Genomic DNA, 25,632 nt, shown 5'->3' on the forward strand with positions numbered 1-25,632 from the left:
CATATATGAAAAAACAAGACGAAAAAAAGATAGTGTTGGCTATCAACGAAAAACCTAAACTATCGCAATGGCTGTTGCTCAGCATACAGCATCTTTTTGCTATGTTCGGCGCAACGGTGCTTGTGCCTGCCCTTACGGGTATGAGTCCGGCTGTGGCATTGGTATCGAGTGGTATCGGTACACTTTCTTTTATACTGATAACCCGTGGCAAAGTACCTTCCTATCTGGGTTCGTCGTTCGCTTTTATAAACCCGATTATTGCCGTTAAGGCTCTGGAACTCGATCCGGCTTCGGGTGTGTCGCATGGCAGCTTCTTGGTGGGTAGTTTTCTTGTGGGGGTAACATATGCCCTCATTGCCCTTATCATAGCCAAAGCAGGCACAAAGTGGCTGATGAAGCTACTGCCACCCATAGTTGTGGGGCCTGTTATAATGGTTATCGGTCTGGGATTGTCGGTAACGGCCGTCAATATGGCAACCAACAATCCGGCGGGCGAATACGACCTCAACTACGTGTTGGTAGGCTTGGTTACACTCACTATTACGATACTGACAGCTATCTTCACCAGAGGTTTCTTGAGTGTGATTCCTGTACTTATAGGCATAGTTGGCGGATATATTTTTTCGATCTGTTTGGGTATTGTTAATTTACAGGCAGTTGCCGAAGCTCCTTGGTTTCAGATACCTCCGTTTCAGATTCCGTTTGTTGACTATTCCCCTTCGTTTACGTGGCGGGTGTTTTTGATGATGGTTCCTGTGGCTATTGTGCCTATTGCCGAGCACATAGGGCATCAGTTGGTGCTGAGCAAGGTTGTGGGTAAAGATCTGATTGAAGACCCCGGATTGGATAAGTCGATGCTGGGCGATGGGGTTGCCACCATGTTTGCTTCGCTGATTGGCGGACCTCCCAACACAACGTATGGCGAAAACATCGGGGTGTTGGCCATAACCCGTGCATTCAGCATTTATTTGTTTGTAGGAGCAGCCATTTTTGCTATCCTTTTCGGTTTCTGCGGAAAAATAGCAGTATTGCTATCAACTATACCTACCCCTGTTATGGGTGGCGTATCAATTCTTCTGTTCGGCATTATAGCTTCGAGCGGTTTGCGTATGTTGGTCGAAAACAAAGTCGATTTCAGCCGTAAGCGTAACCTCATTGTTGCATCGGTTATACTTGTTATAGGAATCGGCGGAGCGGCACTTCATATAGGTCAGGTTTTTTCGCTCGAAGGCATGGCTTTGGCTTCTATCATAGGAGTGGTGCTGAATCAGGTATTACCCGGGAAACAGGTTGTAGACTTCAAAGAAATGTTTAAAGAATAACCGGTACAATTGTTATGCTATTACTCGAACCAACATCTTGGAAAGATTACGAACTGATCGACTCCGGCGGATACGAAAAACTGGAACGTTTCGGCAAATACATCGTAGCTCGCCCCGAGCCACAAGCCGTTTGGCGTAAGTCGTTGCCTGACAAAGAGTGGGAGCGATTGGCCGACGCCACATTCAGACGGGAGAAAGGAAAATCTTTGGCCGACGGAAACGAACGTGGCCAGTGGTTGCAAAAACCATCCATGCCCGACCAGTGGTTCATCGGGTACGATTATAAAGGAATGCACTTACAATTCCGCTTGGGGCTGACTTCCTTCAAGCATGTAGGTATATTTCCGGAGCAAGCCGAAAATTGGAACTTCATCTACAACACCATAAAAGCGATGAAAACCGCCGAACCAAAAGTATTGAACCTGTTTGCCTATACCGGTGGCGCATCCATTGCTGCCAAAAGCGCAGGTGCGGACGTAACGCATGTCGATTCTGTGAAGCAGGTGATATCGTGGTCGCGGCAGAATATGGAAGCATCGGGGTTGGACGGTATCCGTTGGATAGTGGAAGATGCCTTGAAATTTTGCCGTCGTGAGGTGAAGCGGGGCAAAAAGTATAACGGAATCATTCTCGATCCTCCGGCTTATGGCAGAGGCCCCGATGGAGAAAAGTGGATTCTGGAAGAACATATTGCCGAAATAATGTCCCTGTGCAACGAATTGTTGGAAGGCGCAGACTCATTCCTTATACTGAACCTTTACTCTATGGGATTTTCGGCAGTCATAGCAGAAAACCTGCTGAAAGACTATTTCCCTGACGTAGAGTGTTGTGAGTATGGCGAACTGGTTATCCCCGAAAAATCGGGTAAACGCTTGCCTTTAAGTATCTTTGTGCGATTTGTCCGAAAATAATATATATATAATATCATATGGAACTGGAATCTATTTTATTGCCCGGAATACCCGTACAGCGTCCTTTGGTTATAGCAGGCCCTTGCAGTGCCGAAACCGAAGAACAGGTGTTATTGACAGCTAAAGCATTGGCTGCCGGGGGAATAAAAATGTTCCGCGCAGGGGTATGGAAACCCCGTACAAAACCCGGAGGTTTTGAAGGGGTGGGTAGTCAAGGGTTGAAGTGGCTAAAAAGAGTGAAGCAAGAAACCGGAATGTACACCCTGACCGAAGTTGCCACCGCAAAGCATGCCGACGAAGCTCTGAAACAAGGCATCGATACCCTTTGGATAGGTGCGCGCACTACTACAAACCCATTTGCCGTACAGGAGATAGCCGAGGCTCTGCGAGGAGTGGATATTCCGGTTTTGGTGAAAAACCCCGTGAATCCCGACTTGGAACTTTGGGTAGGCGCTTTGGAGCGATTGAACAACGTGGGACTGAAAAGAATAGGAGCTATCCACCGTGGATTTAGCTCATACAACAAAAAGGTGGTATATCGCAATTCTCCCCACTGGAATATCCCTATCGAGCTCAAACGCCGCTATCCCCAATTGCCTGTTATTTCAGACCCCAGTCATATAGGCGGGCGGCGAGACTTAATCTATCTGCTTGCACAGCAGGCAATGGACATGAATTTTGACGGACTTATGATAGAAGCTCATCCCGACCCTGAAAACGCATGGAGCGATGCCGCGCAGCAGCTTACACCCGACGGGCTAAGAGAAGTGCTGTTGGCACTGGTGATTCGCAACGGAGCGGTTTCGGACGAGAAACTCTCGGAACTACGTCAACAGATAGATGATTTGGATAGCCAAATGCTGGAACTGTTGGCAAGGCGCATGCAGGTTTCGCAAGAGATAGGCATCTTCAAAAAAGAACATGGCCTCACTGTGGTACAAAACAGCCGCTATAACGAGATTCTGATGAAGCGTATGGCTCAAGCCCGTGAGATGGGTATCCGCCCCGAATTTGTACGTATGCTCTTGGAAGCTATTCACGATGAATCGGTGAGGCAACAGGTGGAAATGATGAACAGAAAAGAATGAAGATAAAGAGAAGTGAGACAGCCTCATCGCCGCTTTTGAGAGCGTACTCAAAAAATTACAGGACAAAGAGAAATGATTGCTCTTAAATATTTGTTTGTCAAAAAATAACTTCTATCTTTGCACCCACATTTTAATATTATATATAAATAAACGCTATGTATTTAGATTCAGCTAAAAAGCAAGAAATCTTTGCAAAGTACGGAAAGTCTAACACTGATACTGGCTCGGCCGAGGCTCAGATTGCATTGTTTTCATACCGTATTTCGCATTTGACTGAACACTTGAAGTCAAATCATAAAGATTATAACACAGAAAGATCTTTGAAAATGTTGGTAGGTAAACGCCGTCGTCTTTTAGATTATCTTATCGAAAAAGACATTAACCGTTACCGTACAATCATCAAAGAACTTGGTATCAGAAAGTAATTTCTGTCTTGTAACGAAACAAAAACGAAGAGCTTGTCCATTGCGGGCAGGCTCTTTTTGTTTTTACCTACAAGCAATGAATAACGTATTATAGATTATAAACCAATATTTTTCTTGATTTTTTCATTGTGTTTTTCTTGATTTTTTTTACCTTGCTCTGTAGTTATAGAAACAATTAACCGACTCGTTTTAACCTTACTGAGGTGTATGGCGGGTAAAACTTATCGCTATGAAAAAATTTCTTCTTAAAACTTCCGTTTTACTTTTTATGTTCTGTACCTTGCTCTCTTGCGATAATGACGAAGAAGGCGGCACAAAAGGTACAACTTCAATTATTAAAGAGAACATCAACGGCATTATCCAGAAAGGACCTTATATTGTAGGCTCTTCGGTTTCTTTTATAGAACTCGATTACGACTTAAACCTGACAGGACGGGCGTATGAGACTTTGGTTGTAGATAACGCCGGGAACTTTGAACAAAAAAACATTGAGTTGAAGTCAAATTATATCTTGCTGAAAGCCGATGGATACTATTTCAATGAAATATCAGGAGCCGTTTCGGATGGAACACTCTCTTTATACGCCTTGGTTGATGTAAACGATATAAGTACGGTTAATGTTAATGTTCTAACCCACTTGGAGAGACCTCGCATTGAATACCTTATTAAAGAACAAGGCTTAAGCTATGCCCTTGCAAAAAAACAAGCGGCTACCGATGTATTAAAAGTATTTGGATTTGAAGGAGACGGTCTTTCTTCCGAAGATATGGATATCAGCCAGAATGAAATGCTACTAGTAATATCAGCTATTTGTCAAGGAAATTTATCGACCGGAGAATTATCAGAACTTATTGCTAAAATCAGTAATGATATAAAAACAGACGGGAAGCTTAACGATGCAACTTTAGGTTCAGTACTTATCAATAATATAGCGTATGTTGACTTGGATAAGGTATGCGAAAATGTAATAAAAAAATATGGCGAGTTAGGGCAAAATGCCAACCTATCCCTTTCGAAGATGGAAGAGTATGTACACCAATTCGTAACCAACAGCGGTTTTGAACAAACTTCTTTTATTTCGTATCCTGAATTCGGAATGTATGGTCCGAATATTTTGAATACAGATTTAATAGAGGTACGTTCATCGGATTATATTAGCTATTCGCTTAAAGCGGTACTACCTAAGGGAAATTCAAGCCTGAAAATTGTAATAAGGTCAAAAAGCCTAAAGGATAGTTTCTGGGGAAAATACCGGAATGGTACGGAACAGAACTGGTTATGCAGTTCTTACGAATTTGAAACAAGAAGCAATATGTTTACCATAAAAAACAATCAAGAAGAGAGTGATTTAGAAGTATATTTTTCGGGCCCCGATTGCATTGTCGAGTATTATGAAAACGGATCGATTTTTCCTTCCCGAACAAAAGAAATTAAAGTTATAGTAAACTAACAAAGATTAGTCTCGTCTTTTTTTGTCTTTACTTGTTGGCTAAAATAGTATCTTTGTTTGGCAGACAAATATCAAAATCAGATGGCTAAGAACAATAATAACGACTGGAAAGACCGCCTGAACGTGGTATATTCCACGAATCCCGATTTCCGCTTTCAAACCGAAGACGAAAGCGAAGAGGTTGAAACCGCCCCCAAAGAAAAACAACCATTGCGGATACAACTCGATAAACGGAATCGCAAGGGCAAAGCCGTAACGCTTGTCACGGGTTTTGTGGGTAGTGAGGAGGACTTAGAAAGCCTTGGCAAGTTTCTGAAAGTGAAGTGCGGAGTAGGAGGCAGCGCCAAAGATGGCGAAATAATAGTGCAGGGCGACCTCCGAAACAAGGTGTTAGAGTTGTTGCAGAAGGAAGGTTATGCCAAATCGAGAATCATCTGAGAACACCAACCTGATTGTTTACAGGGCATCGGCTGGGTCGGGCAAGACGCACCGCCTGACGGGTGAATACCTGCGTCTGCTTTTTTCCTCGCCCTACGCTTACAGGCATATCCTTGCCGTTACGTTTACCAACAAGGCTACCGACGAAATGAAAAGCCGTATAGTGGACGAATTGGCAAATTTGGCATCGGGCAAGCCTTCGGACTATATACCCAAGCTGATAAGCTCCCGCTTTGACAGTGAAGAAAAGATACGGGAGGAAGCCCGCATTATTCTACAACGGATTCTGCACGATTATTCGGCTTTCTCGGTCAGTACCATCGACCGTTTTTTTCAGCAAACCATGCGTGCCTTTACCCGCGAGTTGGGCTTGGGAGGTGGCTATAATGTAGAGCTCGACACCGAAAAGGTATTGAACGAAGCTATCGACTCTATGCTCTACGATTTGGAAAAAACGGGCAATAAACAGCTACTGGAATGGTTGATACGATTTTCGGAAGAAAAAATAGAGAGCGGCGAAACGTGGAACATCCGCAATGATATCCGTACCCTCTCGAACGAGATATTCAAGGAGAGTTACAAGGCTTTTAGCGATAAAGTTCAGCAAGACATAGCCAACAAACAGCTCTTGGACGATTACAAACAAATGCTCCGTGCATATATCCGTCAGTTTGAAGCGACTTCGCAGCAGATAGGCGAAAAAGCCCTAAACGTGATGGAACGGTACGGACTCCTTCCCGACGATTTTAAGGGCGGCACACGCTCCCCGTTTTTCTCTTTTTTGCGATGGGCCAAAGGCGAAGTGAAAGAGCCTACGGCTACCTTCTGCAAATTGGCAGGTGATGTGTCGGTATGGTATCTGGCAAAAGATACAGACGAAAAAAAGCAGAAGATAGAAAGTGCTTTTTCGGGCGGGCTTAACGAGTGCGTTTGCGATATCATAGAACATTACCAGAATTCACGAAACTACCAAACTGCCGTTGAGATTAACCGCTATTATTTCACGCTGGGTATTCTGGGCGATGTAGACAAGAAGATACGCGAATATGCTGCCGAAAATAATATTATGCTGATTTCGGACACCACCGAACTACTCAACAAAATAATAAGCGGAACAGATACCCCTTTTATTTATGAAAAAGTGGGAACCCACATCGACAACTATATGATAGACGAATTTCAAGACACGTCTAACATGCAGTGGATAAATTTTTCGCCTCTCCTGAAAGACAGTTTGGCGGCGGGGCGCACCAATCTGATAGTGGGCGATGTTAAACAGAGCATATATCGTTGGCGTAATTCCGACTGGAAACTGTTGGACGAGCAGCTCGATATCGACTTCCGCACGGAGGGTATAACCCATCGGTCGCTCAACACTAATTGGCGAAGCCTGCCCAATGTGGTGAACTTCAACAATGCCGTTTTTACCCGTGGCGCTAAGCTTGTGCAAGAAGAATACAATAACGCTTTGCCTGAAGGAGTGGCAGACGAACGGCTTCTGCCCTTTCGCACTAAAATAGAAAAAGCTTATAAGGATTCGTTTCAGGAAATACCCGCCAAAGGGAAGCAGACGGATGGGCATGTGTCTATCAGATTCCTTGACAAGGAAGATGCTACCGACTGGCAAGCCGAATCGCTGAACGCGCTGCCTGGTGTTATTGAAAGCTTGCAGGATAAAGGCTACCGCCTGCGCGACATAGCCATCCTTGTGCGTACTAAGAAAGAAGGAACCGAGGTTGCGAATGTTTTGCTGGAACATAAAGAAAAATCGGCAAACACTAAGTATCGGTACGATATAATATCGGACGAGGCTCTGTTGCTGAACGCCTCGAAAAGCGTAAAGCTGATAGTTTCCCTGTTTCGGTATCTCCAAAATCCAACCGATGAGTCGCTACATGCGCTTGCTGTTTACGAATATTACAAACTCGAAAAACGGCTTTCGCCCGAAAGTGCGCTGAATTTCTATTTTTCGGCATCGCAAGATTTTCCGGACGAGGTGAAGGTTAAGCTGGAAAGGATACAAGAATTGTCTTTGTACGAGATGGCAGAAGAGATATTCGACCTTTTTGGCGAAGCAATGGAACAGAACGAAAGTGTTTATATACAGTCCTTTTTGGATACGGTCCTTGATTTCACGGTCAGGAACACCCCCGATTTGGAATCATTCCTGAAGTGGTGGGACGAGGCTGGTGTCAGGAAAACCGTTTTCACCCCCGATGGACAAGATGCCATAAGGATCATGACCATCCATAAGTCTAAAGGGCTTGGCTTCGATGTAGTACTCTTGCCGTTTTGCAACTGGGAGCTGGATCATAAAATGCCCAACATCCTGTGGTGCAGGCCTCACCAAGAGCCTTTCAACCGCTTGCACCTTGTGCCTGTAAAATATTCTAAAAACTTGCGCAACACTATCTTCGAATACGAATACTATGATGAGCGTTTGCATGCCTTTGTCGATAATCTGAACATTCTGTACGTGGCCTTCACCCGTGCAAAAAAAGAACTGATAGCCTTTTCGCCCCGCCCTAAGGACGATGGGCGTATCACCGATATTTCGTCCCTGCTGTGGCAGTGCGTCAATAATCCTACGGTTACGGAAAATAATGGCAAGCCGGTTATCAGGCTGGAAGAAAATATTGACGGTGAGTCGGGCGTTTTTGAAATTGGGGGCGATCACAATCCTGCCGTAACCGCGGAAGAAGATACTGCGGGGCACGAAATTCCGATGGGAGCCCTGAAAAGCACATCTTTCGACAACAGACTAAAACTCAAGCTGAAAAACAAATATTTCTTTTCCGATTTCGGTCAGCGCGATTATGGTAATATGATGCACGACATTCTGAGCCGTATAAAAACCATCCACGATTTGGAGAACGTTATCGACTCATATTGCGCCGAAGGATTGATAACCACCGACGAAAAACGGAAGGTGTATGCTCAATTAACGGATTACTTATCCGCCCCTATGGTTGCAGACTGGTATTCGGGGCAGTATAAGGTATTGAACGAAGTGCAGATACTCCAAACCGAAGGCCCCTTTGTACGCCCCGACCGTGTTATGCTCAAAGACGGCGAAGTAGTGGTGGTCGATTATAAATTCGGGCAACACGAATCGCCCCGGTACGTTAAACAGGTGGAATATTACAAAGATCGTATTCAGCAAATGGGATATACCCGCCTACGGGGATATATTTGGTACGTACACTTGCAGAAGGTGGTTGAAGTGTAAATCTCTAAATCACGTTAAAGCCCAATTCTTTCAGCACAGCGGCTTCGCCCGCGTTGGCGTTCATTACGCTGTATGCGCAATATTCCCTACGCAGAGGATAGTAACTCCGTAGGTAATTAAACTTCTGGGGTTCGGTTCTTAGCTTATCGTTGTCTGTAAGCAGATGGTAAGGGTAGAGTATGGCTTCGTACAGGCGGTTACCCGTAAAAAGGGTCATATCTATAACCGGATTGGGGGCTTCGGGAGCTTTTATGGCTTCGATAGGCTGTTTGCTCAGTCCATAAAAGTCGGCAACGGCTTGCAAGGCCATACGTGTGGCATTGGCTTTCCCATCGGCCGAATAACCTGCGATGTGCGATGTAGCCACATCCGCAAGTTGCATATACTCTATATCTATATCGGGTTCGTTTTCCCAACAATCTATAACCGTACCCGACACCTTGCCCATCCGGATAACTTCCTTTATGGCATCCGTTTTCACTACTCCCCCTCTTGCCGCGTTTATTATTATGGGGTTACGGCGAAGGTTGGCAAAGAAACTTTCGTTAGCCAAGTGCAGGGTCTTATATTCACCCTCTTTGGTGAGTGGTGTATGGAAGGTGATGATGTCGGCTTCGCCCACAATGGTATCCATGTCCACAAACTGGGCAGAACCTTCGGCTTTTTGTCTGGGTGGGTCGTTCAGCAGCACTCGCATACCCAATATCCGGCATGCTTGGGCAACTTTTTTCCCTACATTACCCACGCCTACAATACCTATGGTTTTATCTTTCAAGTCAAAACCTTTTGTTTGTGCCATGTGTATAAGTGCCGAAACAATATACTGCTGCACCGAGCCCGAATTGCATCCCGGAGCATTTGTCCAGCGGATACCGTTTTGCTCGCAATAGCGGGTGTCTATATGGTCAAAACCTATGCTTGTGGTACAAATCAGCTTTACGGCCGAGTCTTTCAGGTTCTCTTCGCCAAAGCGGGTAAGTGTGCGTACAATCAACGTGTCGGCATCTTTTATTATTTGGGGTGTAAACTCGTTTCCTGCCAGATAGGTTACATCGCCGTAGTGTTCGGCAGCACCTTTCAGAAAAGGGATATTGGCGTCGGCAAGTATTTTCATACGTTCTTTTTGGTCAGTTTATAGAAAGTATCTTCGATGGATGATGCGGTGCCACCCAATGCGGTGTCGTCAAAAACGATGCGTCCGCCATCTATAATAATGTAACGGGAGCAGATGCTTGTAACCTCTTGCAGTATGTGCGACGAAAACAGAACGACTTTCGACTGTGCAAAGCCTGCCAGTATCTCTCTGATTTCCATTCGCTGATTGGGGTCTAAGCCGCTTGTGGGTTCGTCCAGAATCAAGAAACGGGGATTATGGATAAGCGCCTGAGCCAGCCCCACACGTTGGCGATTGCCTTTCGAGAGGCTTACTATCTTTTTGTGATATTCTCCCTGCAAACCCATTTGTTCAACTATCTGTTCTACGGCTTCTTTCGTCCCTTTGAGCGAGTACATTTGGGCTACATAGAGCAGGTATTCTTTTACATACATGCTGCCGTAAAGCGGGTTGTCTTCGGGCAGATAGCCGATTGTTTGCTTTGCCTGAAGGGCATCGTTAACGATGCTGTTGCCAAAAACACTAACCGTGCCTTTGTCGGCATTGAGGGCTCCGGCCAGTATCTTGAGGGTGGTCGATTTGCCTGCCCCGTTCACTCCGAGGAAGCCTGCTATTTCACCCCTTTTCAGGGTGAACGAAACATCGTTCACGGCGAGGTGGTTGCCGTAGCTTTTTGATATGTTTTTGACTTCTATCACCGTGCTTTATTGAAAGGTTAGAAATTTTGCATATCGCACAGTTTGCGGTAATATCCGTTTTTGGCATGCAGTTCGTCGTGGTGTCCACGCTCCACTATCTCGCCTTCGTGCATCACGCAGATTTCGTCGGCCGACTTGATGGTCGACAAGCGGTGTGCTATAACAATCGTAGTGCGGTTCTTCATCAGGTTTTCGAGGGCATCCTGCACCAAGCGTTCCGATTCGGTGTCGAGTGCCGAAGTGGCCTCGTCAAGAATCAGTATTTGCGGGTTTTTCAGTATGGCGCGAGCTATGCTGATGCGCTGGCGTTGGCCTCCGGATAGTTTTCCACCACGGTCGCCGATGTTTGTGTCGTAACCGTTTTCGGTGGCTATAATGAAATCGTGTGCGTTGGCTATCTTGGCGGCTTCTACAACCTGTTCCATGGTTGCGCTTTCTACCCCAAAGGTGATGTTATTGAAAAACGTGTCGTTAAAAAGAATCGCTTCCTGATTTACGTTACCCATCAGCGAGCGCAATTGGTGAACTTCTCCGCGGCGGATATCTACCCCATCGATAAAGATGCCGCCTTTCTGCACATCGTAGAAGCGGGGCAAGAGGTCTACCATGGTCGATTTGCCCGACCCCGACTGACCTACCAGAGCAATGGTCTTCCCTTTGGGAACGGTCAGGCTTACGTTTTTGATTACCCAATGGGCGTTTTCGCGATACTCGAACCACACATCACGGTATTCTATCTTTTCGTTGAATTTTATTTCGACAGGTTTTTCGGGACTAAGGATATTATTTTCGGCAAGCAGAATTTTGTCGATACGCTCCATCGATGCCAAGCCTTTTTGTATAGAGTAAAACGATTTGGAAAGGTCTTTTGCCGGATTGATGATACTATAAAAAATAACCAGATAGTATATGAAACTGGGTGCCGTGATAGACGCGTTTTCGCCCAGAATAAGCGTACCACCGTACCAGAGAACAACGGCAATGGTGGCCGTGCCCAAAAACTCGCTCATGGGGTGTGCCAACTGCTGGCGGCGGGCAATGCGGTTACTCATCGAGCGGAGCACATCGCCTTCGCGGTGAAATTTGCCGGATACCTTCCCCTCGGCGTTGAACGCCTTGATGATGCGCAGTCCACCAAGTGTTTCCTCTATCTGTGCCATCAGTTCGCCCCACTTATTTTGTGCTTCAAACGATTTGCGTTTCAGTTTTTTACCTACCCGCCCCATAACAATGCCCGATATTGGCAGCAATACAATCACAAAAACCGTTAACTGCCAGCTGATAGCCAACATGGTAAAGAAATATACAAGTATGAGTATGGGGTTTTTGAAAAACATGTCGAGCGAACTCATTATAGAGTTTTCAACTTCGCCCACGTCGCCCGTCATACGCCCTATAATGTCGCCTTTGCGCTCTTCCGAAAAAAACGAAAGCGGCAGCGATAGTATCTTGTCGTTTATCTGGTTGCGCAGGTCGCGAACCACACCTGTGCGTATGGGAACAAGGTAAAACGAACTTAGGTAAGTGACTCCCGTTTTTATAAGAGTCATCACAACCAAGGCTATGGCAAGAAACAACAGGGTGTTTGCCTCCCCATAGGTTTCTACGGCATCAGCCGAATACCAATAGAAATTGTTTTTGGCAACGCTAAACAACTCTCCTATCTTCGAAAAAAACGAACCGTCGCCCAACTCATTCCAAGGCATGAAGTGATAAACCTCGTCGTCGGTTTTAAACAATATTCCTAAAATAGGTATGATAAGGGCAAACGAAAAAACGTTCATAAAAGCCGAAAGGATATTGAATATAAAGCTGAGGATAAGTTGCCTCTTGTAGGGAGGGACAAAACGTTTCAGAATCTTAATGAAATCTCTCATTATGCAATTGATGGATATAAGTGTTTGAAAACGGCCGCAAGTTAGTAATTTTTTTGCTGTGAGCGCCTGTCGGCAGTTGAAAGAAAACCTTAAAGACAGAATGCTAAAACTAAAAAAATATTTTTTTTCACTATCAAATTAAACCTTTTGGAGTGGAATTTGTCATAATCCCAGTTTTTAAGTCGAAATGTATTTCAACAAAACATGAAAAAGAATTTACTTTTATTACTTCTTTTATTTTTATCTGCCGGAGCTTTTGCCCAAAGCAGAGCTACAATCACGGGGACAATACTTGATAGTAACAGCGAGCCTATCATACAGGCCAGCGTGCGTGTGCTGAATGCCAAAGACAGCAGCTATGTGAATGGCGCGGTGTCGGGCGCGAATGGCAAATTCTCCGTTTCGGTCAATCAAGGTCGGTACATCATACATGTTTCGTATCTGGGGTATGCCGATTATTATCGCAACCTAAACACGGCTCAGGGCACATCTTTGGGACAGATAAAGCTGAAGGAAAGCTCTGTACTGCTGGCCGAAGCCGTGATTACGGCAAAAGCCGTGGAGATAGTGGTGAAAGACGATACCGTAGAATACAATGCCGATTCGTATAAAGTGCAGCAAAGCGCCATGGTTGAAGATTTGGTGAAACGAATGCCCGGCGCCGAGGTAGACTCCGAAGGTAAGATCACTGTAAACGGAAAAGAAGTAAAAAAGATTCTGCTCGATGGTAAGGAGTTTTTTAGCGACGACCCTAAGGTTGCCTCCAAAAACCTTCCGGCATCGATGGTCGATAAACTGCAGGTATTCGACAAAAAGTCGGATATGGCAATGATGACCGGCTTTGACGATGGCAACGAAGAAACCGTTATCAACCTTGTAGTGAAGCCCGGTATGAAAGAAGGTGTATTTGGGAATGCTTATGCCGGATATGGCAGCCACGACCGCTACGAAGCCAATGCCATGGTCAATTATATGCGCAACAACAATCAGTTCTCGTTTCTGGGGGGGCTGAACAATACCAACAATGCCGGCTTCTCGGACTTTGCCTCCTCTATGTTTGGCGGAAACCGTCCGCACCGGGGGATGCGCTTTGGGGGGAACAATGGTATAACCAAATCGGTGAACGGAGGGATGAACTTCGGGGTAGAAGTTTCGCCAAAGTTGGAACTGGGTGGCAACGCACGCTACGGTAGTTCCGACAACACGGTCGAAACCCGTACATTTACCAATTATACCTTGCAAGACCGTTTGGAAACCCGGTTCGGAAACGGTGATAACAAAAGTGATAACGTAGGAGCCAACCTACGCATGGAGTGGAAACCCGACGATAAAACGCAGATAACTTTCCGCCCCTCGCTCCAATACAACAAAAACGAAAACTATCAGGTGGAAGATTTCTGGACTACCCGGCAAACAAGCCTCACCGACACTCTTACACGGGGAAATACCGACTATTATTCGAAGGGCGATGGCATTACTTTGAGCGGAGACCTCAACGTGAGCCGCAAACTGAGCGATTCGGGGCGTGTGTTGAGCTTCAGGGTACAGGGCGGACTGAGCGACTCAGACAGCGATGGGACAAATAAATCGTCAACATGGCGGCAAGACGATTCGGGCTCGGTGATTAACGAACTGCAGAACCAAACATTCAAGCAAAAAGACGATAGTTACAACTGGCGGGGATATGTTTCGTACGTGGAACCGGTAGGACGGAACAACTTTTTGCAGGTCGATTACAGTTACCGCAAAAATTATTCCGAATCGGACAAGAAAACATACGATTGGCAAAACGGTGGAGCCATAGACATTGACTATACACGCAAAACGGAAAACGACTTTATAAACCAACAGGTTGGATTGAAGTTTAAGTCCATGCGCCAAAAATATAACTATACGGTGGGGTTTGCCGTGCAACCGTCTAATTCAAAAACAACGATAATCAGCCCCGATACTACATACATCACAAAAAACGATGTAGTTAACTTTGCGCCCGAATTGCAATTCAATTACAATTGGGACAAACGCTCCAATCTGCGGATAGAGTACAACGGTAACACCAATCAGCCTACCACAGCACAACTATCGGATGCCAAGATAACTTCCGATCCTCTGAATCAGACTGTGGGTAACCCCAATCTGAAACCGAGTTTCGAGAACCGCTTGCGGATTCGCTTCCGCAAATTCAATCCCGAACAGGGTAGCGCCATCATGCTTTTCAGTAACATGAGCTATACACTCAACGACATTGTTACCACCTCTACGCTGATAGACAACGTTACCTACAAGACCTATAAGAACGTTAACGGTAACTTTAGCGGAATGGCAAGGCTTATATATAACACTCCGCTCAGGAACAAGAAGTTTTCGGTCAACAGCATGACTTTCGCTTCTTATGCGCACTCTAAAGGCTTTATAGATGGGAACGACAATACGGCAAACACTTTGCGGCTAACCGAGCGGTTGGGCGTAGAATACCGTTCCGATTTGTTCGACGTGAGTTTGAGGGGTAACCTCTCGTTCTACAATATCAACAACTCGGCTGCCTCCGCAAATTCTTCTTTGCAAAACCAAAAAACTTACGATTATGGAGGTACGCTCGGCACAACCCTGTATTTGCCTTACAACTGGACTCTGGAAACCGATATCGAATATTCGACCAACTCGGGCTACGAAAACGGGTATAAACTCAATCAATGGCTTTGGAACGCATCCATATCGAAACAGATATTTAAAGACAAGAACGGTACACTCCGCATAAAGATGTACGATATCCTTAACGACCGTAACAACATAACCCGTACCTCGGCCAACGGTAGTTATTCCGATTTATCCACAAGCACAATCAACAGTTACTTTATGGTACACTTCGTGTATAAATTCCAACTGTTTAAAGGCGGCGCAAAAGCCTCGGATATGAATCCTATGGGGCGCGGCGGTTTTGGAGGCCATCCACGCAGAATGTAAATAATACATCTATAAGAAAAGGTAGAAAGATTGTTATTAATGGAAAGGTTCGGTGCATACTTGTGCCGAGCCTTTTTACATATTATTAGATTCTTGCCGACAGATAAAATCAAGACATGTAATGCACTTGCCAATATTTGTTGTAAATTTGCACCCTCAATTTTGAATATGCAAAAAATAAGGAATATTGCAATTATTGCACACGTAGACCACGGGAAAACAACCTTGGTAGACAAAATGTTGCTGGCAGGAAAGCTGTTTCGCAACAATCAACAAACCGGCGAGCTGATTCTCGACAACAACGATCTGGAACGCGAACGCGGGATAACGATACTCTCCAAAAACGTATCAATAGACTATAAAGGAACCAAGATAAACATCATAGACACTCCCGGCCACGCCGATTTTGGCGGCGAGGTGGAGCGTGTGCTGAACATGGCCGACGGCTGTTTGCTGCTTGTGGATGCTTTTGAAGGGCCTATGCCACAAACACGCTTCGTATTGCAGAAGGCAATTGAAATAGGGTTGAAGCCGATAGTTGTTATCAACAAGGTAGACAAGCCCAATTGCCGCCCCAGCGAAGTACACGAAATGGTTTTCGACCTCATGTTCAGTCTGGATGCTACCGAAGACCAGCTGGACTTCCCTACCATCTACGGCTCGGCTAAGCAAGGGTGGATGTCGGACGATTTCAGGAAACCTACCGAAGATATCACTCCCCTGCTGGACGCCATTGTAGAGTACATACCTGCACCACAGGTATTGGAGGGTACGCCGCAAATGTTGATAACATCGCTCGATTATTCGAAATACGTAGGCCGTATCGCCGTAGGCCGCATTCATCGCGGCGAATTGCGCGAGGGCATGGACGTTTCGCTATGCAAGCGCGATGGTTCGGTAGTGAAAACAAAGATTAAAGAACTGAACGTTTTTGAGGGCTTAGGGCGTATAAAGGCTCAATCGGTGCAGTGTGGCGATATTTGCGCGCTGATTGGCATTGACGGCTTCGAGATTGGCGATTCGATTGCCGACCCTGAAAACCCCGAACCGCTCGACCCCATTGATATAGACGAGCCTACCATGTCGATGCTCTTCACGATAAACAATTCGCCATTCTTTGGTAAGGACGGAAAATTCGTTACCTCACGCCATATCTACGAACGCTTGGAACGGGAACTCGATAAGAACCTCGCCTTGCGTGTAGAACCTACCGACAGCGCCGATGCGTGGATCGTTTACGGGCGTGGTGTACTTCACCTATCGGTGTTGATAGAGACAATGCGCCGCGAAGGCTACGAGCTGCAAGTGGGGCAACCACGAGTGATAGTGAAAGAGATAGACGGCATCAGGCACGAACCGGTGGAGACACTGACCGTTAATCTGCCCGAAGAATATTCGAGCAAAATTATAGACCTCGTTACCCGCCGCAAAGGCGAACTAACGATGATGGACACCAAAAACGACCGTGTTTTCTTGGAGTTCAAAATGCCATCGAGGGGTATTATCGGGCTGAACACCATCGCACTGACCTTGTCGGCAGGCGAGGCGGTGATAGCTCACCGCTTTTTGGGCTTCGAACCGTGGAAAGGCGATATAGAGAAACGTGTAAACGGGTCTATCATTGCCAGCGAGTCGGGCAACGCCTTTGCTTATGCTCTGGATAAACTTCAAGACCGTGGGCGTTTCTTTATCGAACCTCAGACCGATATTTATATGGGGCAGGTTGTGGGCGAACACTCGAAGGAAGGCGATTTGGTGGTAAACCTTACCAAATCGAAAAAACTGACAAACGTGCGGGCTTCGGGAACGGACGACAAGGTGCATCTTGCGCCTGCCGTTATTTTCAGTTTGGAAGAGGCTCTCGAATATATCAAGGAAGACGAGTATGTTGAAGTAACGCCAAGCGCCATTCGCCTCCGCAAAATATATCTGGACGAAAACGACCGCAAACGTTTGGCCAAAAATAAAGAATAAGTTGCATGTAACTTTCAAAAATACATTTAAGCCGGTTAGGAAAGCTCTTAATCGGCTTTGTTATTTCCGGTTAATTTGGTTGCTACACCAATGGGCATAGATAAAAATATTATACCTTTGTTATTCTGATATATAAACGTAAAACCGGTTATGGATTTATTCAATTATAAAAGACGTGTTTCGATCGAAGTACGGATTGGCAAAGTTCCGCTTGGCGGTAGCAACCCCATCCGCATACAGTCGATGACAAATACCGATACCAACAACACGGCGGCCAGCGTAGAGCAGATTGTTCGCATCATCGAAGCGGGAGCCGACTATGTGCGCCTTACGGCACAAGGTGTTCGCGAAGCCGAAAATCTGGCAAACATAAAAGCCGAAGTTCGCAAGCGGGGCTATGATACACCGCTTGTTGCCGATATCCACTTCAACCCACGGGCGGCCGATGCGGCGGCAAAGTGTGTGGAAAAAGTGCGTATCAACCCCGGCAATTATGTGGATGGAGTAAAACGGTTTAGCGAAAAAGAATATACCAACCAAGAATATGCCTTGGAGCTTGAAAAACTGAGAACCAAGTTTATTTCTTTCCTGAACATTTGTAAAGAGAATCAGACGGCTATCCGGATAGGAGTGAATCATGGTTCACTGTCCGACCGTATCATGTCGCGCTACGGCGATACTCCCCAAGGGATGGTGGAGTCGTGCATGGAGTTCCTCCGGATTTGCGTAGAACAGGATTTTACGGATGTTGCCATTTCCATGAAAACATCCAATACGGTGCTGATGACTAAGGCTGTACGCCTATTGGTGGAACGGATGGATGCCGAAGGATTGGCTTTCCCTCTGCATCTGGGTGTAACCGAAGCCGGCGACGGAGAGGATGGGCGCATAAAATCGGCGGTAGGAATCGGAGCTTTGCTTTCGGACGGAATAGGCGATACCATCCGTGTTTCGCTCAGCGAAGACCCCGAACTGGAAGTGCCCGTAGCACGAAAACTCGTTGACTATATTCTTCAAAGAGAAAACCATCCACATATACAGGCCGAAGCGAATAAAGATTATTCGCCGTTTTCTACTCAACGCCGTGCAACTTATCCCGTAGGCAACATAGGAGGGGAGCAGATTCCCGTTGTTATATCCGACAGGCGCGAAGGTGATTTCCGGTTTAATACACACCTCCTACCCGATTATATTTACGTGGGTGCGGAACTGAAATCCGAAGCTCCACGCTCTATCCCTGCTATTATTGACTTCCCCGGATGGAAGGCTGAGGAAAACACTTACCCCTTGTTCAACAAAACGAACTACAATAAGATTGCGGATTGCGATGTTCCCATTAAATTCCTGCAACTATCTTATCCCGATTTGACGGACGAAATAAAAGCTTTACTGAAAGCAGACCGTACTGTTGTTGTAATCCTCACCACCAATCATGCGAATGGCGTAGGCGAGCAACGGGCTTTTTTCCACACCTTGCTCAACGAAGGGTGCGCCGTCCCCGTTATTTTACAACGTAATTACCGTGAAAGTGAGGCCGAAGATATCCAGATAAAAGCGGCTACCGATTTTGGCACAGTCCTGCTGGATGGTTTTGGCAATGGTTTGATGATCGGTAACGAGGGCCATTTACCGGCTAAAGACATAGACACTTGTTCTTTCGGTATATTGCAAGCGGCTCGTGTAAGGACAAGCAAAACCGAATACATATCCTGCCCCAGTTGCGGACGAACGTTGTTCGATTTGCAATCGACCGTTGCACGGATAAAAGCGGCGACTTCGCACCTTAAACATCTGAAAATAGGAATTATGGGCTGTATAGTGAACGGACCGGGCGAGATGGCCGATGCCGATTACGGATATGTGGGCGCCGAGCGGGGAAAGATATCCCTTTATAAAAAACAAGAGTGTATAGAACGCAATATCCCTACGGAAGAGGCTGTCGATAGGCTCATAGAACTCATAAAAGCCAATAACGATTGGCTTGAACCGGAAGGGTAACAACCTTTTATAGAAAAATAAACGAGGCTATCCTACTTTTGAGACAGCCTCGTTTACTTATATTATAACGTTCTTAGTAACGGTTTCTATTGTATCCACCGTTTCCGCCACGATTATTGTAACCTTCGCTTTTAGGGCGAGCCACATTTACATTGATTGTTTTTCCTTCAAAATCAGTATTGTTCAGTTCGTCGATAGCTTTCTGACCTTCAGCATCGTTTGGCATTTCTACAAAACCGAATCCGCGCGATCTTCCTGTTTCGCGGTCTGTAATAATTTTAGCAGAATCTACTGTTCCGTATTCTGCAAATAGTTCTTGTAAACTTTCACTTGCTGTGCTAAAGTTTAGATTTGATACATAAATGTTCATCTGTTTTCTTAATTAATTGTTATTGATTATTGTTTATCCTTATTGGCAAAAGCAATCTTTACAGCATTCATGCCTTTCTGACCGCGTTCCAATTCGAATGTTACCATATTTCCTTCTGTAATAGAAGATGGGGCACTGCTGACATGAAAAAAATATTTGTCGGTGCTTCCCGTATGTTTAATAAAACCATACCCTTTGTCGGAATTAAAGTACTCTACCCTACCCTCCAACACAGGGTCTTCGTCTTCTTTTTTAGGGGTAGATATAGCGATATTCTCTATCTCTACTTTCTGCTTATTCGACAGATCGGGAGGTGTGCTTGTAATCACCCCATTCTCGTCTACATAAGCTATCATGTCTTCGAAGGAGGTGCCGCCTCCATGTGCTTTGCGCTCTTCTTTGCGTTTTAGCTTCTCTTGTTTTTTCTGTTCTTTTTTCTTTTCTAATTCTCTTTTGTTGAATGATATAGCCATGGGCGTTGTTATAGTTTTTAATATTTTATGCAGAAATTGATACTGTATTCAATTTCTTTCCTGTCAGTTTTTGTATATCCTTTAGCATTCCTCTTTCTTCATTGGCACAGAAAGTCATGGCCACACCTGTATTTCCGGCTCTTCCGGTGCGCCCGATGCGATGTATATATGTTTCGGCAACATCAGGCAAATCGTAATTGATAACCAATTCCAGATTATTGATGTCAATACCTCTGGCGGCAATATCGGTTGCTATTAAGGCCTGTATCTCGTGCGATTTAAAATCGGACAAAGCTCTTTGCCGTGCATTTTGCGATTTATTACCATGAATAGCGGCACTGCCTATTCCGGCTTTAGACAGAATCCGTGCTATTCTGTCGGCACCATGTTTTGTACGGGAAAATATCAGTGCGGATTTTTCCTTGTCTTTTTTAAGCAAACTTATCAACAAATCTTTCTTTTCTGTTTTTTCCACAAAATAGAGACGTTGTTCTATGGTATCCACAACCGATGAGGCAGGCGTTACTTCTACCTTTACAGGGTTATGAAGGATAGACCGCGAAAGCGTTGCTATGGACGAGGGCATGGTGGCCGAAAAGAAAAGCGTTTGTTTTTTCTTTGGTAGTTTAGGCAACAGGCGTTTAATGTCGTGGATGAATCCCATATCCAGCATACGGTCGGCTTCGTCCAATACAAAGTGACGGATAGAGTTTAGGCTGATAATGCCCTGGCTCATCAAATCCAGTAACCGCCCCGGAGTAGCAACCAGTATGTCTATACCGGCTTTCAATTCGTTCACCTGAGCATTTTGTTTTACACCCCCATAAATCACACAATGGCGTATGCCTGTATATTGGGTATAGTCATTCAAGCAGTCGTTTATCTGAATTGCCAACTCGCGCGTTGGTGTTAATATCAAAGCCTTAATGTTTTTTTTCTCTCCATTGTTTTTATTCAAATACAATTGTTGGATGATTGGCAGGGAAAAAGCCGCAGTTTTGCCTGTACCGGTTTGGGCTAATCCTAAAATGTCGCGATTGTCTAATGCCGGTTTAATGGCCTGCTGCTGGATAGGTGTTGGGGTTATATATTCTTTTTCGTTCAGAGCCTTCAAAATCGGCTCAATAATATCTAATTCTTTAAATGTCATATTTTTATAATTCACCGTTGCAAAACAAGGCAACAGCCGTCTACATAGATTAATAGATTAACAATATACGATTTTTTTCGCATTTATATTCCTCCCTCAAGTTTTGCTGTCAGAAATTCGGCTTTTAGATTGGCAATCACTTCCTTTACGGTTGATATCTTTTCTGACAGATGGACATTAATCCCTGTAAATGCGTAACCTTTTTTCATATTGCCTCTTGCCGCCTGATAAAGACACTGGACAATGCAATAAGGACTTTTCGTATAATCGCATGTTTTTATGCAATGGAAAGGACAACTTTTAGGTTTTTCCAGTCCTTTCTCAACGCTTCTGATAAATTCGCCATCAATGGCTCTTCCCGGCATTCCTACCGGACTTTGTATTATTTTTATATCCTCTTGCCGGGCGTTTACAAAAACCGTTTTGAATGTGTGAGACGCGTCGCATTCGGTTGTGGTAACAAACATAGTTCCCATTTGTATGCCGGAAGCCCCCATTTCAATAAAACGGAACATGTCTTTTCCCGACGAAATTCCTCCGGCGGCAATAACAGGTATGTCTTTTTCGGCTTTATATGAATTGGCAATGCTCACTACTTCGGGGACAAGCTGCTCCAGAGAGTATTGTTCGTCTTCCAACTGATTTACCTTAAACCCTAAATGGCCTCCCGCCTTGGGCCCTTCAACAACAATGGCATCGGGTAGGTAATCATAATTGTTTTTCCATTTGTCGCATATTATTTTCGCAGCCCGCGGGGACGAAACAATAGGTACCAACTTTGTTGTGCTTTCCGGGGTAAGGTAAGAGGGCAAATCGAAGGGAAGTCCCGCACCTACAAAGAGGATATCAACTTTCTCTGCGATAGAAGTTTTTACCATATCGGCATAATTGGTCAGAGCAACCATGATGTTTACTCCTATTATACCTTTACTTTTTTCTTTAGCTTTTTGGATTTCTTCTTTCAATCCGGAAATGCACTTATTTAAATAATCGCCGGGGCATTTATTATAAATCAGCCCCAATCCGGCACACGATATAACTCCTATACCACCTTCGTTGGCTACAGCCGAGGCCAACCCCGACAAGGAAACGCCTACGCCCATTCCCCCTTGAATAATAGGAAGTTTCACTTCCAGATTACCGATACAAAATGACTTCATCTTATTTGCAAAAATGTGTCACGATACTGTGTTACACACCTTCGCGACTTGTTGATATTATAAACAAGAAAGTTGATTTTGTTGTCGATTTTGACGATGGGAAGATCCGCAGATTAAGGGCGGAGCAAAACATTGTGACGAAAAGATACAATAAAAACTTGATTGCTCTGACGGCAAAGATACGAAATAAATTGACTTATTTGCTGTATTTCAGTATTATATTCAGGTAAATGATAAATACCCAGCAACGGTATCATTTATTCACGGTTTAGAGCAGGTCGGCATAAATTCATCAAAACCAAACCCTTGCAAGCAAAGAATTCGCCAAGCTCCGTTCTCTTTCAGAGCTTTTAGGCTGTAAGCCAAAAATACAAAGACGGACAACAGTATAACTATATATTTCATTTTCGCGGAATATTATGTAGTGAATTTACTTAAAAATTTGTTGTATAAGCCCAGCCCTTACTTTTAATGTTTCGTCAGCAAGCACTCTGAATATATACTCCGCTTGCAACATGCTGTGGGCATAATTCACCTGCAATACTATGTCTCTACACCTGTTTTAACAAAAATATCCATTGTTAAAAATAGAATTCTTATACAATTTACACAAAACATTAATACGATTTTAGCTTGTTCTGCAATCACAAGGCGAGATACACCCTACTAACAATGAATGAGTTAAACAACAAACGTAGTTTTAATGTACTACGTAAATAAAAAAATAGAGGTAATTAAGTAGAAAGGAATTCAAATATTTATCTCAATTGCTTTTTCTTTGACCTTGGTTAGTTTCCCCAAACTTGTATTGATACCTTATAGTAAATAACGATGAAGCCTCTTCATCTATTATCGAAACAAAGAATAAAACCTGATATAGATATGCCCATCAAAACGAAAAACAAAAAACTTCAGCCAAAAGCTAAGATCAGAATTATATTGGGAGTGTATGCAATAGTTGCAGTTGCTATATTAGTTCTGATATTCAACATTATATAGCAGCATTTAGCTTCTACGTAATTTCACGAAGGTTAGTCGTCCAATAGTTTTCTGAGAAACTGCACAGTTTTTTCGTCTGTGGGAATATTCAAATTCCTGCGCAACCGGTAAATCAGCGTCTCGATGGTTCTTACCGAACGGTTGGTTATTTGCGCTATTTCCTTTGTATTCATGTTCAACACCAGCAGAGCGCAAAGACGTTGCTCCATCTTTGTGAGGTTTGGATTTATTTTATCCAGATTTGTGTAGAATGAATGGTGTATCTGTTCGAAATAGAGCTTAAACTCGTCCCAGCCTTGGTGCGAGTTATAGGAACTGATAACAGAGGCCATTTCTTCCGTAATACTTTTTTGCTTATCCTGCTCTTTGGTTATCAGCAATTGCTTTATGCTTCTGTCGAGGCTACCCAACATCTCGTTCGTTTTCATCAGGAATAAGGCATTGCTTGCCAGTTTGCGGTCTTTCTCTTCGAGCGAAACCTCGTATTCTTTCCTTATCACTTCCTGCTGAGCGCTGGTTTCTTTTTCAATATTCTTTACCGAACTTCGGTATATACGGCGCACCAAAACAAAAGCCACTACACTCACCACCAACAACAAAAAAAGCAAGATGATGAGTATAACATTCTTCTTTAAATTAGAAAGGTTGGCCAGCTGCAACTCTTTCTCCAACAGGTTTTTTTCGGTACTGATTTTATAATTATCGAACTGTTGCGAAAGTATGGAAATCTTCTCCATATTCTGGTTGCTGAACAAGGAATCGCGTATCACCATCCCTTGTTTCATATAATCGCACGCTTTTTGGTACTGATGGGTGTTGTAGTACAGGTCAGACAATTCGATAAGCACCGAACCTTTTATCTGGATAGCACCGGCAGCCTCCGCGGCTTGCAATGCCCGGAGGTAGTATTCTTCCGAAGCCCCCAGCTCTTTAATCTCGTACAATAGGAAAGCCATATTCTGCAAAAGACGGGCATAGTTGTACGGTTCCTTATGCGAAACATCTATCGCCTTCTGCAGATAGTCTTTAGCCATGGCATATTCGCCCATGTCCTGATATATTATTGCCATATTATGAAACATATACGACTTAGACGATATATCTTCGGCATAGTCGTAATATTTGACCGACAGATTCAGATAATACAGAGCCGAATCCAGCTGCTTTGTTGTATAATAATATCCTGCCAATGAGTTATATACGGTCGACGATGTTTTCATCATGGTTGCACTGTCTGTTTCGGACAGCAACTTCAAGGCCATGCTATTGTACGTTTTGGACTTTTCCATTTGCCGCACATGCATAAAAACAAACCCTAAATACGAACAGGCATCTATTGTGTATCTGTTGACAGGCTGCTGTACAATAGAAAAGAAATACGAAATACTTTCGTCATACATCCCCAAATTCCGGCAGTTCTTGCCCAAAATCAGACGTATTTTGTTCATCTCCAAGGAATCTTGGCGCGATAGAGACCGGAGGTTTTTCATTTCGTCCAATATTTTCGCCCCTGTCTTATACGACTCTATGTATCCACCGTTTTCGGACGAAAGCTGCATTTTCTTTATGGCCATCGTCCGTTCCATCTTATAGTCTTTTGCATTTCTATAATAGTTCAGGGTGCTATCATAGAAAGCTATTTTCTGTTGATAGGGCACTTTCTCATCTTCAATCATCGACCGGTAATATTGTATTTTGGCTTGGTCTTGCAAAGATTGGGCAAACATTGCCGGAGAAAGGCTTCCGAGGAATACAACTACGTATATCTGAAGTAATCTTTTTATTATACAATTCATTTTCTACCAAATTCACTTATACACAAAAATAATTCTTTTCGCATATAATAAAGAATATTATTACATATTAACACAAACTGTTTAATGAAACCGGAAACCGCAATATTTACATTTAAGTAATTTTTAGAAATAGTGTGGCGATCAAATACACCGTTTCAAAATATCCACAATACCACCAATCCGGTCATTCGTCAAA

The 25,632-nt window shown here is 44.3% G+C and carries 19 protein-coding genes; 10 read left to right on the forward strand and 9 right to left on the reverse strand.

Annotated features, from left to right (window positions below; all coding sequences use genetic code 11):
- Positions 1-5: 5 nt before the first annotated feature.
- From M2132_RS07285 to M2132_RS07315, 7 genes are all read left to right on the forward strand, one after another.
- Positions 6-1,322, forward strand: coding sequence for a solute carrier family 23 protein (locus M2132_RS07285; RefSeq protein WP_280672724.1), 1,317 nt, complete (start codon positions 6-8; stop codon positions 1,320-1,322).
- Between the two features lie 14 nt (positions 1,323-1,336).
- Positions 1,337-2,233: a class I SAM-dependent methyltransferase gene (locus M2132_RS07290; RefSeq protein ID WP_280672723.1), complete on the forward strand. Its 897-nt coding sequence runs from the start codon at positions 1,337-1,339 to the stop codon at positions 2,231-2,233.
- Positions 2,234-2,250: 17 nt separating this feature from the next.
- Positions 2,251-3,321 carry a bifunctional 3-deoxy-7-phosphoheptulonate synthase/chorismate mutase type II gene (locus tag M2132_RS07295; RefSeq protein ID WP_280672722.1) on the forward strand — a complete coding sequence of 357 codons (1,071 nt, stop codon included), beginning with the start codon at positions 2,251-2,253 and terminating at the stop codon, positions 3,319-3,321.
- Positions 3,322-3,476: 155 nt separating this feature from the next.
- Positions 3,477-3,746 (forward strand): 30S ribosomal protein S15, encoded by a 270-nt coding sequence (rpsO, locus tag M2132_RS07300; protein WP_280672721.1) that lies wholly within the window; start codon positions 3,477-3,479, stop codon positions 3,744-3,746.
- Between the two features lie 229 nt (positions 3,747-3,975).
- On the forward strand, positions 3,976-5,196 hold the full coding sequence (locus M2132_RS07305; RefSeq protein ID WP_280672720.1) for a hypothetical protein: 1,221 nt from the start codon (positions 3,976-3,978) through the stop codon (positions 5,194-5,196).
- Positions 5,197-5,277: 81 nt separating this feature from the next.
- Entirely contained in the window at positions 5,278-5,634 is a 357-nt protein-coding gene (locus M2132_RS07310; protein WP_280672719.1) for a translation initiation factor, read from the forward strand.
- Positions 5,612-8,863 (forward strand): exodeoxyribonuclease V subunit beta, encoded by a 3,252-nt coding sequence (locus M2132_RS07315; protein WP_280672718.1) that lies wholly within the window; start codon positions 5,612-5,614, stop codon positions 8,861-8,863. Before M2132_RS07310 ends, M2132_RS07315 begins: the two co-directional genes overlap by 23 nt.
- Positions 8,864-8,867: 4 nt before the next feature.
- On the opposite strand, the gene pdxB is transcribed toward M2132_RS07315, so the two are convergent.
- The 3 genes from pdxB to M2132_RS07330 are packed head-to-tail and all read right to left on the reverse strand — an operon-like array spanning position 8,868 to position 12,552.
- Positions 8,868-9,977 (reverse strand): 4-phosphoerythronate dehydrogenase PdxB, encoded by a 1,110-nt coding sequence (pdxB, locus tag M2132_RS07320; protein WP_280672717.1) that lies wholly within the window; start codon positions 9,975-9,977, stop codon positions 8,868-8,870.
- Positions 9,974-10,675, reverse strand: a complete 702-nt coding sequence (locus M2132_RS07325; RefSeq protein WP_280672716.1) for an ABC transporter ATP-binding protein — start codon at positions 10,673-10,675, stop codon at positions 9,974-9,976. The genes pdxB and M2132_RS07325 overlap by 4 nt, the downstream gene beginning before the upstream one ends.
- A 17-nt stretch (positions 10,676-10,692) precedes the next feature.
- Entirely contained in the window at positions 10,693-12,552 is a 1,860-nt protein-coding gene (locus tag M2132_RS07330; protein WP_280672715.1) for an ABC transporter ATP-binding protein, read from the reverse strand.
- A gap of 204 nt (positions 12,553-12,756) precedes the next feature.
- On the opposite strand from M2132_RS07330, the gene M2132_RS07335 reads away from it, so the two are divergent.
- The 3 genes from M2132_RS07335 to M2132_RS07345 all read left to right on the forward strand — a co-directional run bounded on the left by M2132_RS07335 (position 12,757) and on the right by M2132_RS07345 (position 19,488).
- Positions 12,757-15,516, forward strand: a complete 2,760-nt coding sequence (locus M2132_RS07335; RefSeq protein WP_280672714.1) for an outer membrane beta-barrel protein — start codon at positions 12,757-12,759, stop codon at positions 15,514-15,516.
- A 168-nt stretch (positions 15,517-15,684) separates the two neighbouring features.
- Positions 15,685-17,490, forward strand: a complete 1,806-nt coding sequence (gene typA, locus M2132_RS07340; RefSeq protein WP_280672713.1) for a translational GTPase TypA — start codon at positions 15,685-15,687, stop codon at positions 17,488-17,490.
- Positions 17,491-17,640: 150 nt separating this feature from the next.
- Positions 17,641-19,488, forward strand: coding sequence for a 4-hydroxy-3-methylbut-2-en-1-yl diphosphate synthase (locus tag M2132_RS07345; protein ID WP_280672712.1), 1,848 nt, complete (start codon positions 17,641-17,643; stop codon positions 19,486-19,488).
- Between the two features lie 73 nt (positions 19,489-19,561).
- Here the strand turns inward: M2132_RS07345 and M2132_RS07350 are convergent, their stop codons facing one another.
- From M2132_RS07350 to M2132_RS07375, 6 genes are all read right to left on the reverse strand, one after another.
- Positions 19,562-19,858, reverse strand: coding sequence for an RNA-binding protein (locus tag M2132_RS07350; RefSeq protein WP_280672711.1), 297 nt, complete (start codon positions 19,856-19,858; stop codon positions 19,562-19,564).
- A gap of 26 nt (positions 19,859-19,884) precedes the next feature.
- Entirely contained in the window at positions 19,885-20,331 is a 447-nt protein-coding gene (locus tag M2132_RS07355) for a cold-shock protein (RefSeq protein WP_280672710.1), read from the reverse strand.
- A gap of 25 nt (positions 20,332-20,356) precedes the next feature.
- On the reverse strand, positions 20,357-21,481 hold the full coding sequence (locus M2132_RS07360) for a DEAD/DEAH box helicase (RefSeq protein ID WP_280672709.1): 1,125 nt from the start codon (positions 21,479-21,481) through the stop codon (positions 20,357-20,359).
- An 83-nt stretch (positions 21,482-21,564) separates the two neighbouring features.
- Complete coding sequence (locus tag M2132_RS07365) at positions 21,565-22,641, reverse strand: nitronate monooxygenase family protein (protein ID WP_280672708.1); 1,077 nt, start codon at positions 22,639-22,641, stop codon at positions 21,565-21,567.
- Positions 22,642-22,902: 261 nt separating this feature from the next.
- Positions 22,903-23,046 carry a hypothetical protein gene (locus M2132_RS07370; RefSeq protein WP_280672707.1) on the reverse strand — a complete coding sequence of 48 codons (144 nt, stop codon included), beginning with the start codon at positions 23,044-23,046 and terminating at the stop codon, positions 22,903-22,905.
- A gap of 626 nt (positions 23,047-23,672) precedes the next feature.
- A complete protein-coding gene (locus M2132_RS07375; RefSeq protein ID WP_280672706.1) occupies positions 23,673-25,436 on the reverse strand; it encodes a tetratricopeptide repeat protein in 1,764 nt (587 codons plus the stop codon).
- Positions 25,437-25,632: the final 196 nt, after the last annotated feature.

The sequence above is a fragment of the Dysgonomonas sp. PH5-45 genome (assembly GCF_029893235.1).
GTDB lineage: Bacteria > Bacteroidota > Bacteroidia > Bacteroidales > Dysgonomonadaceae > UBA1309.

What these genes read in the sequence shown, in the direction of transcription:
- M2132_RS07330 (WP_280672715.1), bottom strand. Translation starts at nt 12,552, where the DNA reads ATGAGAGATTTCATTAAGATTCTGAAACGTTTTGTCCCTCCCTACAAG.
- pdxB (WP_280672717.1), bottom strand. Translation starts at nt 9,977, where the DNA reads ATGAAAATACTTGCCGACGCCAATATCCCTTTTCTGAAAGGTGCTGCC.
- rpsO (WP_280672721.1), top strand. Translation starts at nt 3,477, where the DNA reads ATGTATTTAGATTCAGCTAAAAAGCAAGAAATCTTTGCAAAGTACGGA.
- M2132_RS07360 (WP_280672709.1), bottom strand. Translation starts at nt 21,481, where the DNA reads ATGACATTTAAAGAATTAGATATTATTGAGCCGATTTTGAAGGCTCTG.
- M2132_RS07305 (WP_280672720.1), top strand. Translation starts at nt 3,976, where the DNA reads ATGAAAAAATTTCTTCTTAAAACTTCCGTTTTACTTTTTATGTTCTGT.
- M2132_RS07370 (WP_280672707.1), bottom strand. Translation starts at nt 23,046, where the DNA reads ATGAAATATATAGTTATACTGTTGTCCGTCTTTGTATTTTTGGCTTAC.
- M2132_RS07345 (WP_280672712.1), top strand. Translation starts at nt 17,641, where the DNA reads ATGGATTTATTCAATTATAAAAGACGTGTTTCGATCGAAGTACGGATT.
- M2132_RS07350 (WP_280672711.1), bottom strand. Translation starts at nt 19,858, where the DNA reads ATGAACATTTATGTATCAAATCTAAACTTTAGCACAGCAAGTGAAAGT.
- M2132_RS07290 (WP_280672723.1), top strand. Translation starts at nt 1,337, where the DNA reads ATGCTATTACTCGAACCAACATCTTGGAAAGATTACGAACTGATCGAC.
- M2132_RS07285 (WP_280672724.1), top strand. Translation starts at nt 6, where the DNA reads ATGAAAAAACAAGACGAAAAAAAGATAGTGTTGGCTATCAACGAAAAA.
- M2132_RS07335 (WP_280672714.1), top strand. Translation starts at nt 12,757, where the DNA reads ATGAAAAAGAATTTACTTTTATTACTTCTTTTATTTTTATCTGCCGGA.
- typA (WP_280672713.1), top strand. Translation starts at nt 15,685, where the DNA reads ATGCAAAAAATAAGGAATATTGCAATTATTGCACACGTAGACCACGGG.
- M2132_RS07365 (WP_280672708.1), bottom strand. Translation starts at nt 22,641, where the DNA reads ATGAAGTCATTTTGTATCGGTAATCTGGAAGTGAAACTTCCTATTATT.
- M2132_RS07295 (WP_280672722.1), top strand. Translation starts at nt 2,251, where the DNA reads ATGGAACTGGAATCTATTTTATTGCCCGGAATACCCGTACAGCGTCCT.
- M2132_RS07315 (WP_280672718.1), top strand. Translation starts at nt 5,612, where the DNA reads ATGCCAAATCGAGAATCATCTGAGAACACCAACCTGATTGTTTACAGG.
- M2132_RS07355 (WP_280672710.1), bottom strand. Translation starts at nt 20,331, where the DNA reads ATGGCTATATCATTCAACAAAAGAGAATTAGAAAAGAAAAAAGAACAG.
- M2132_RS07375 (WP_280672706.1), bottom strand. Translation starts at nt 25,436, where the DNA reads ATGAATTGTATAATAAAAAGATTACTTCAGATATACGTAGTTGTATTC.
- M2132_RS07310 (WP_280672719.1), top strand. Translation starts at nt 5,278, where the DNA reads ATGGCTAAGAACAATAATAACGACTGGAAAGACCGCCTGAACGTGGTA.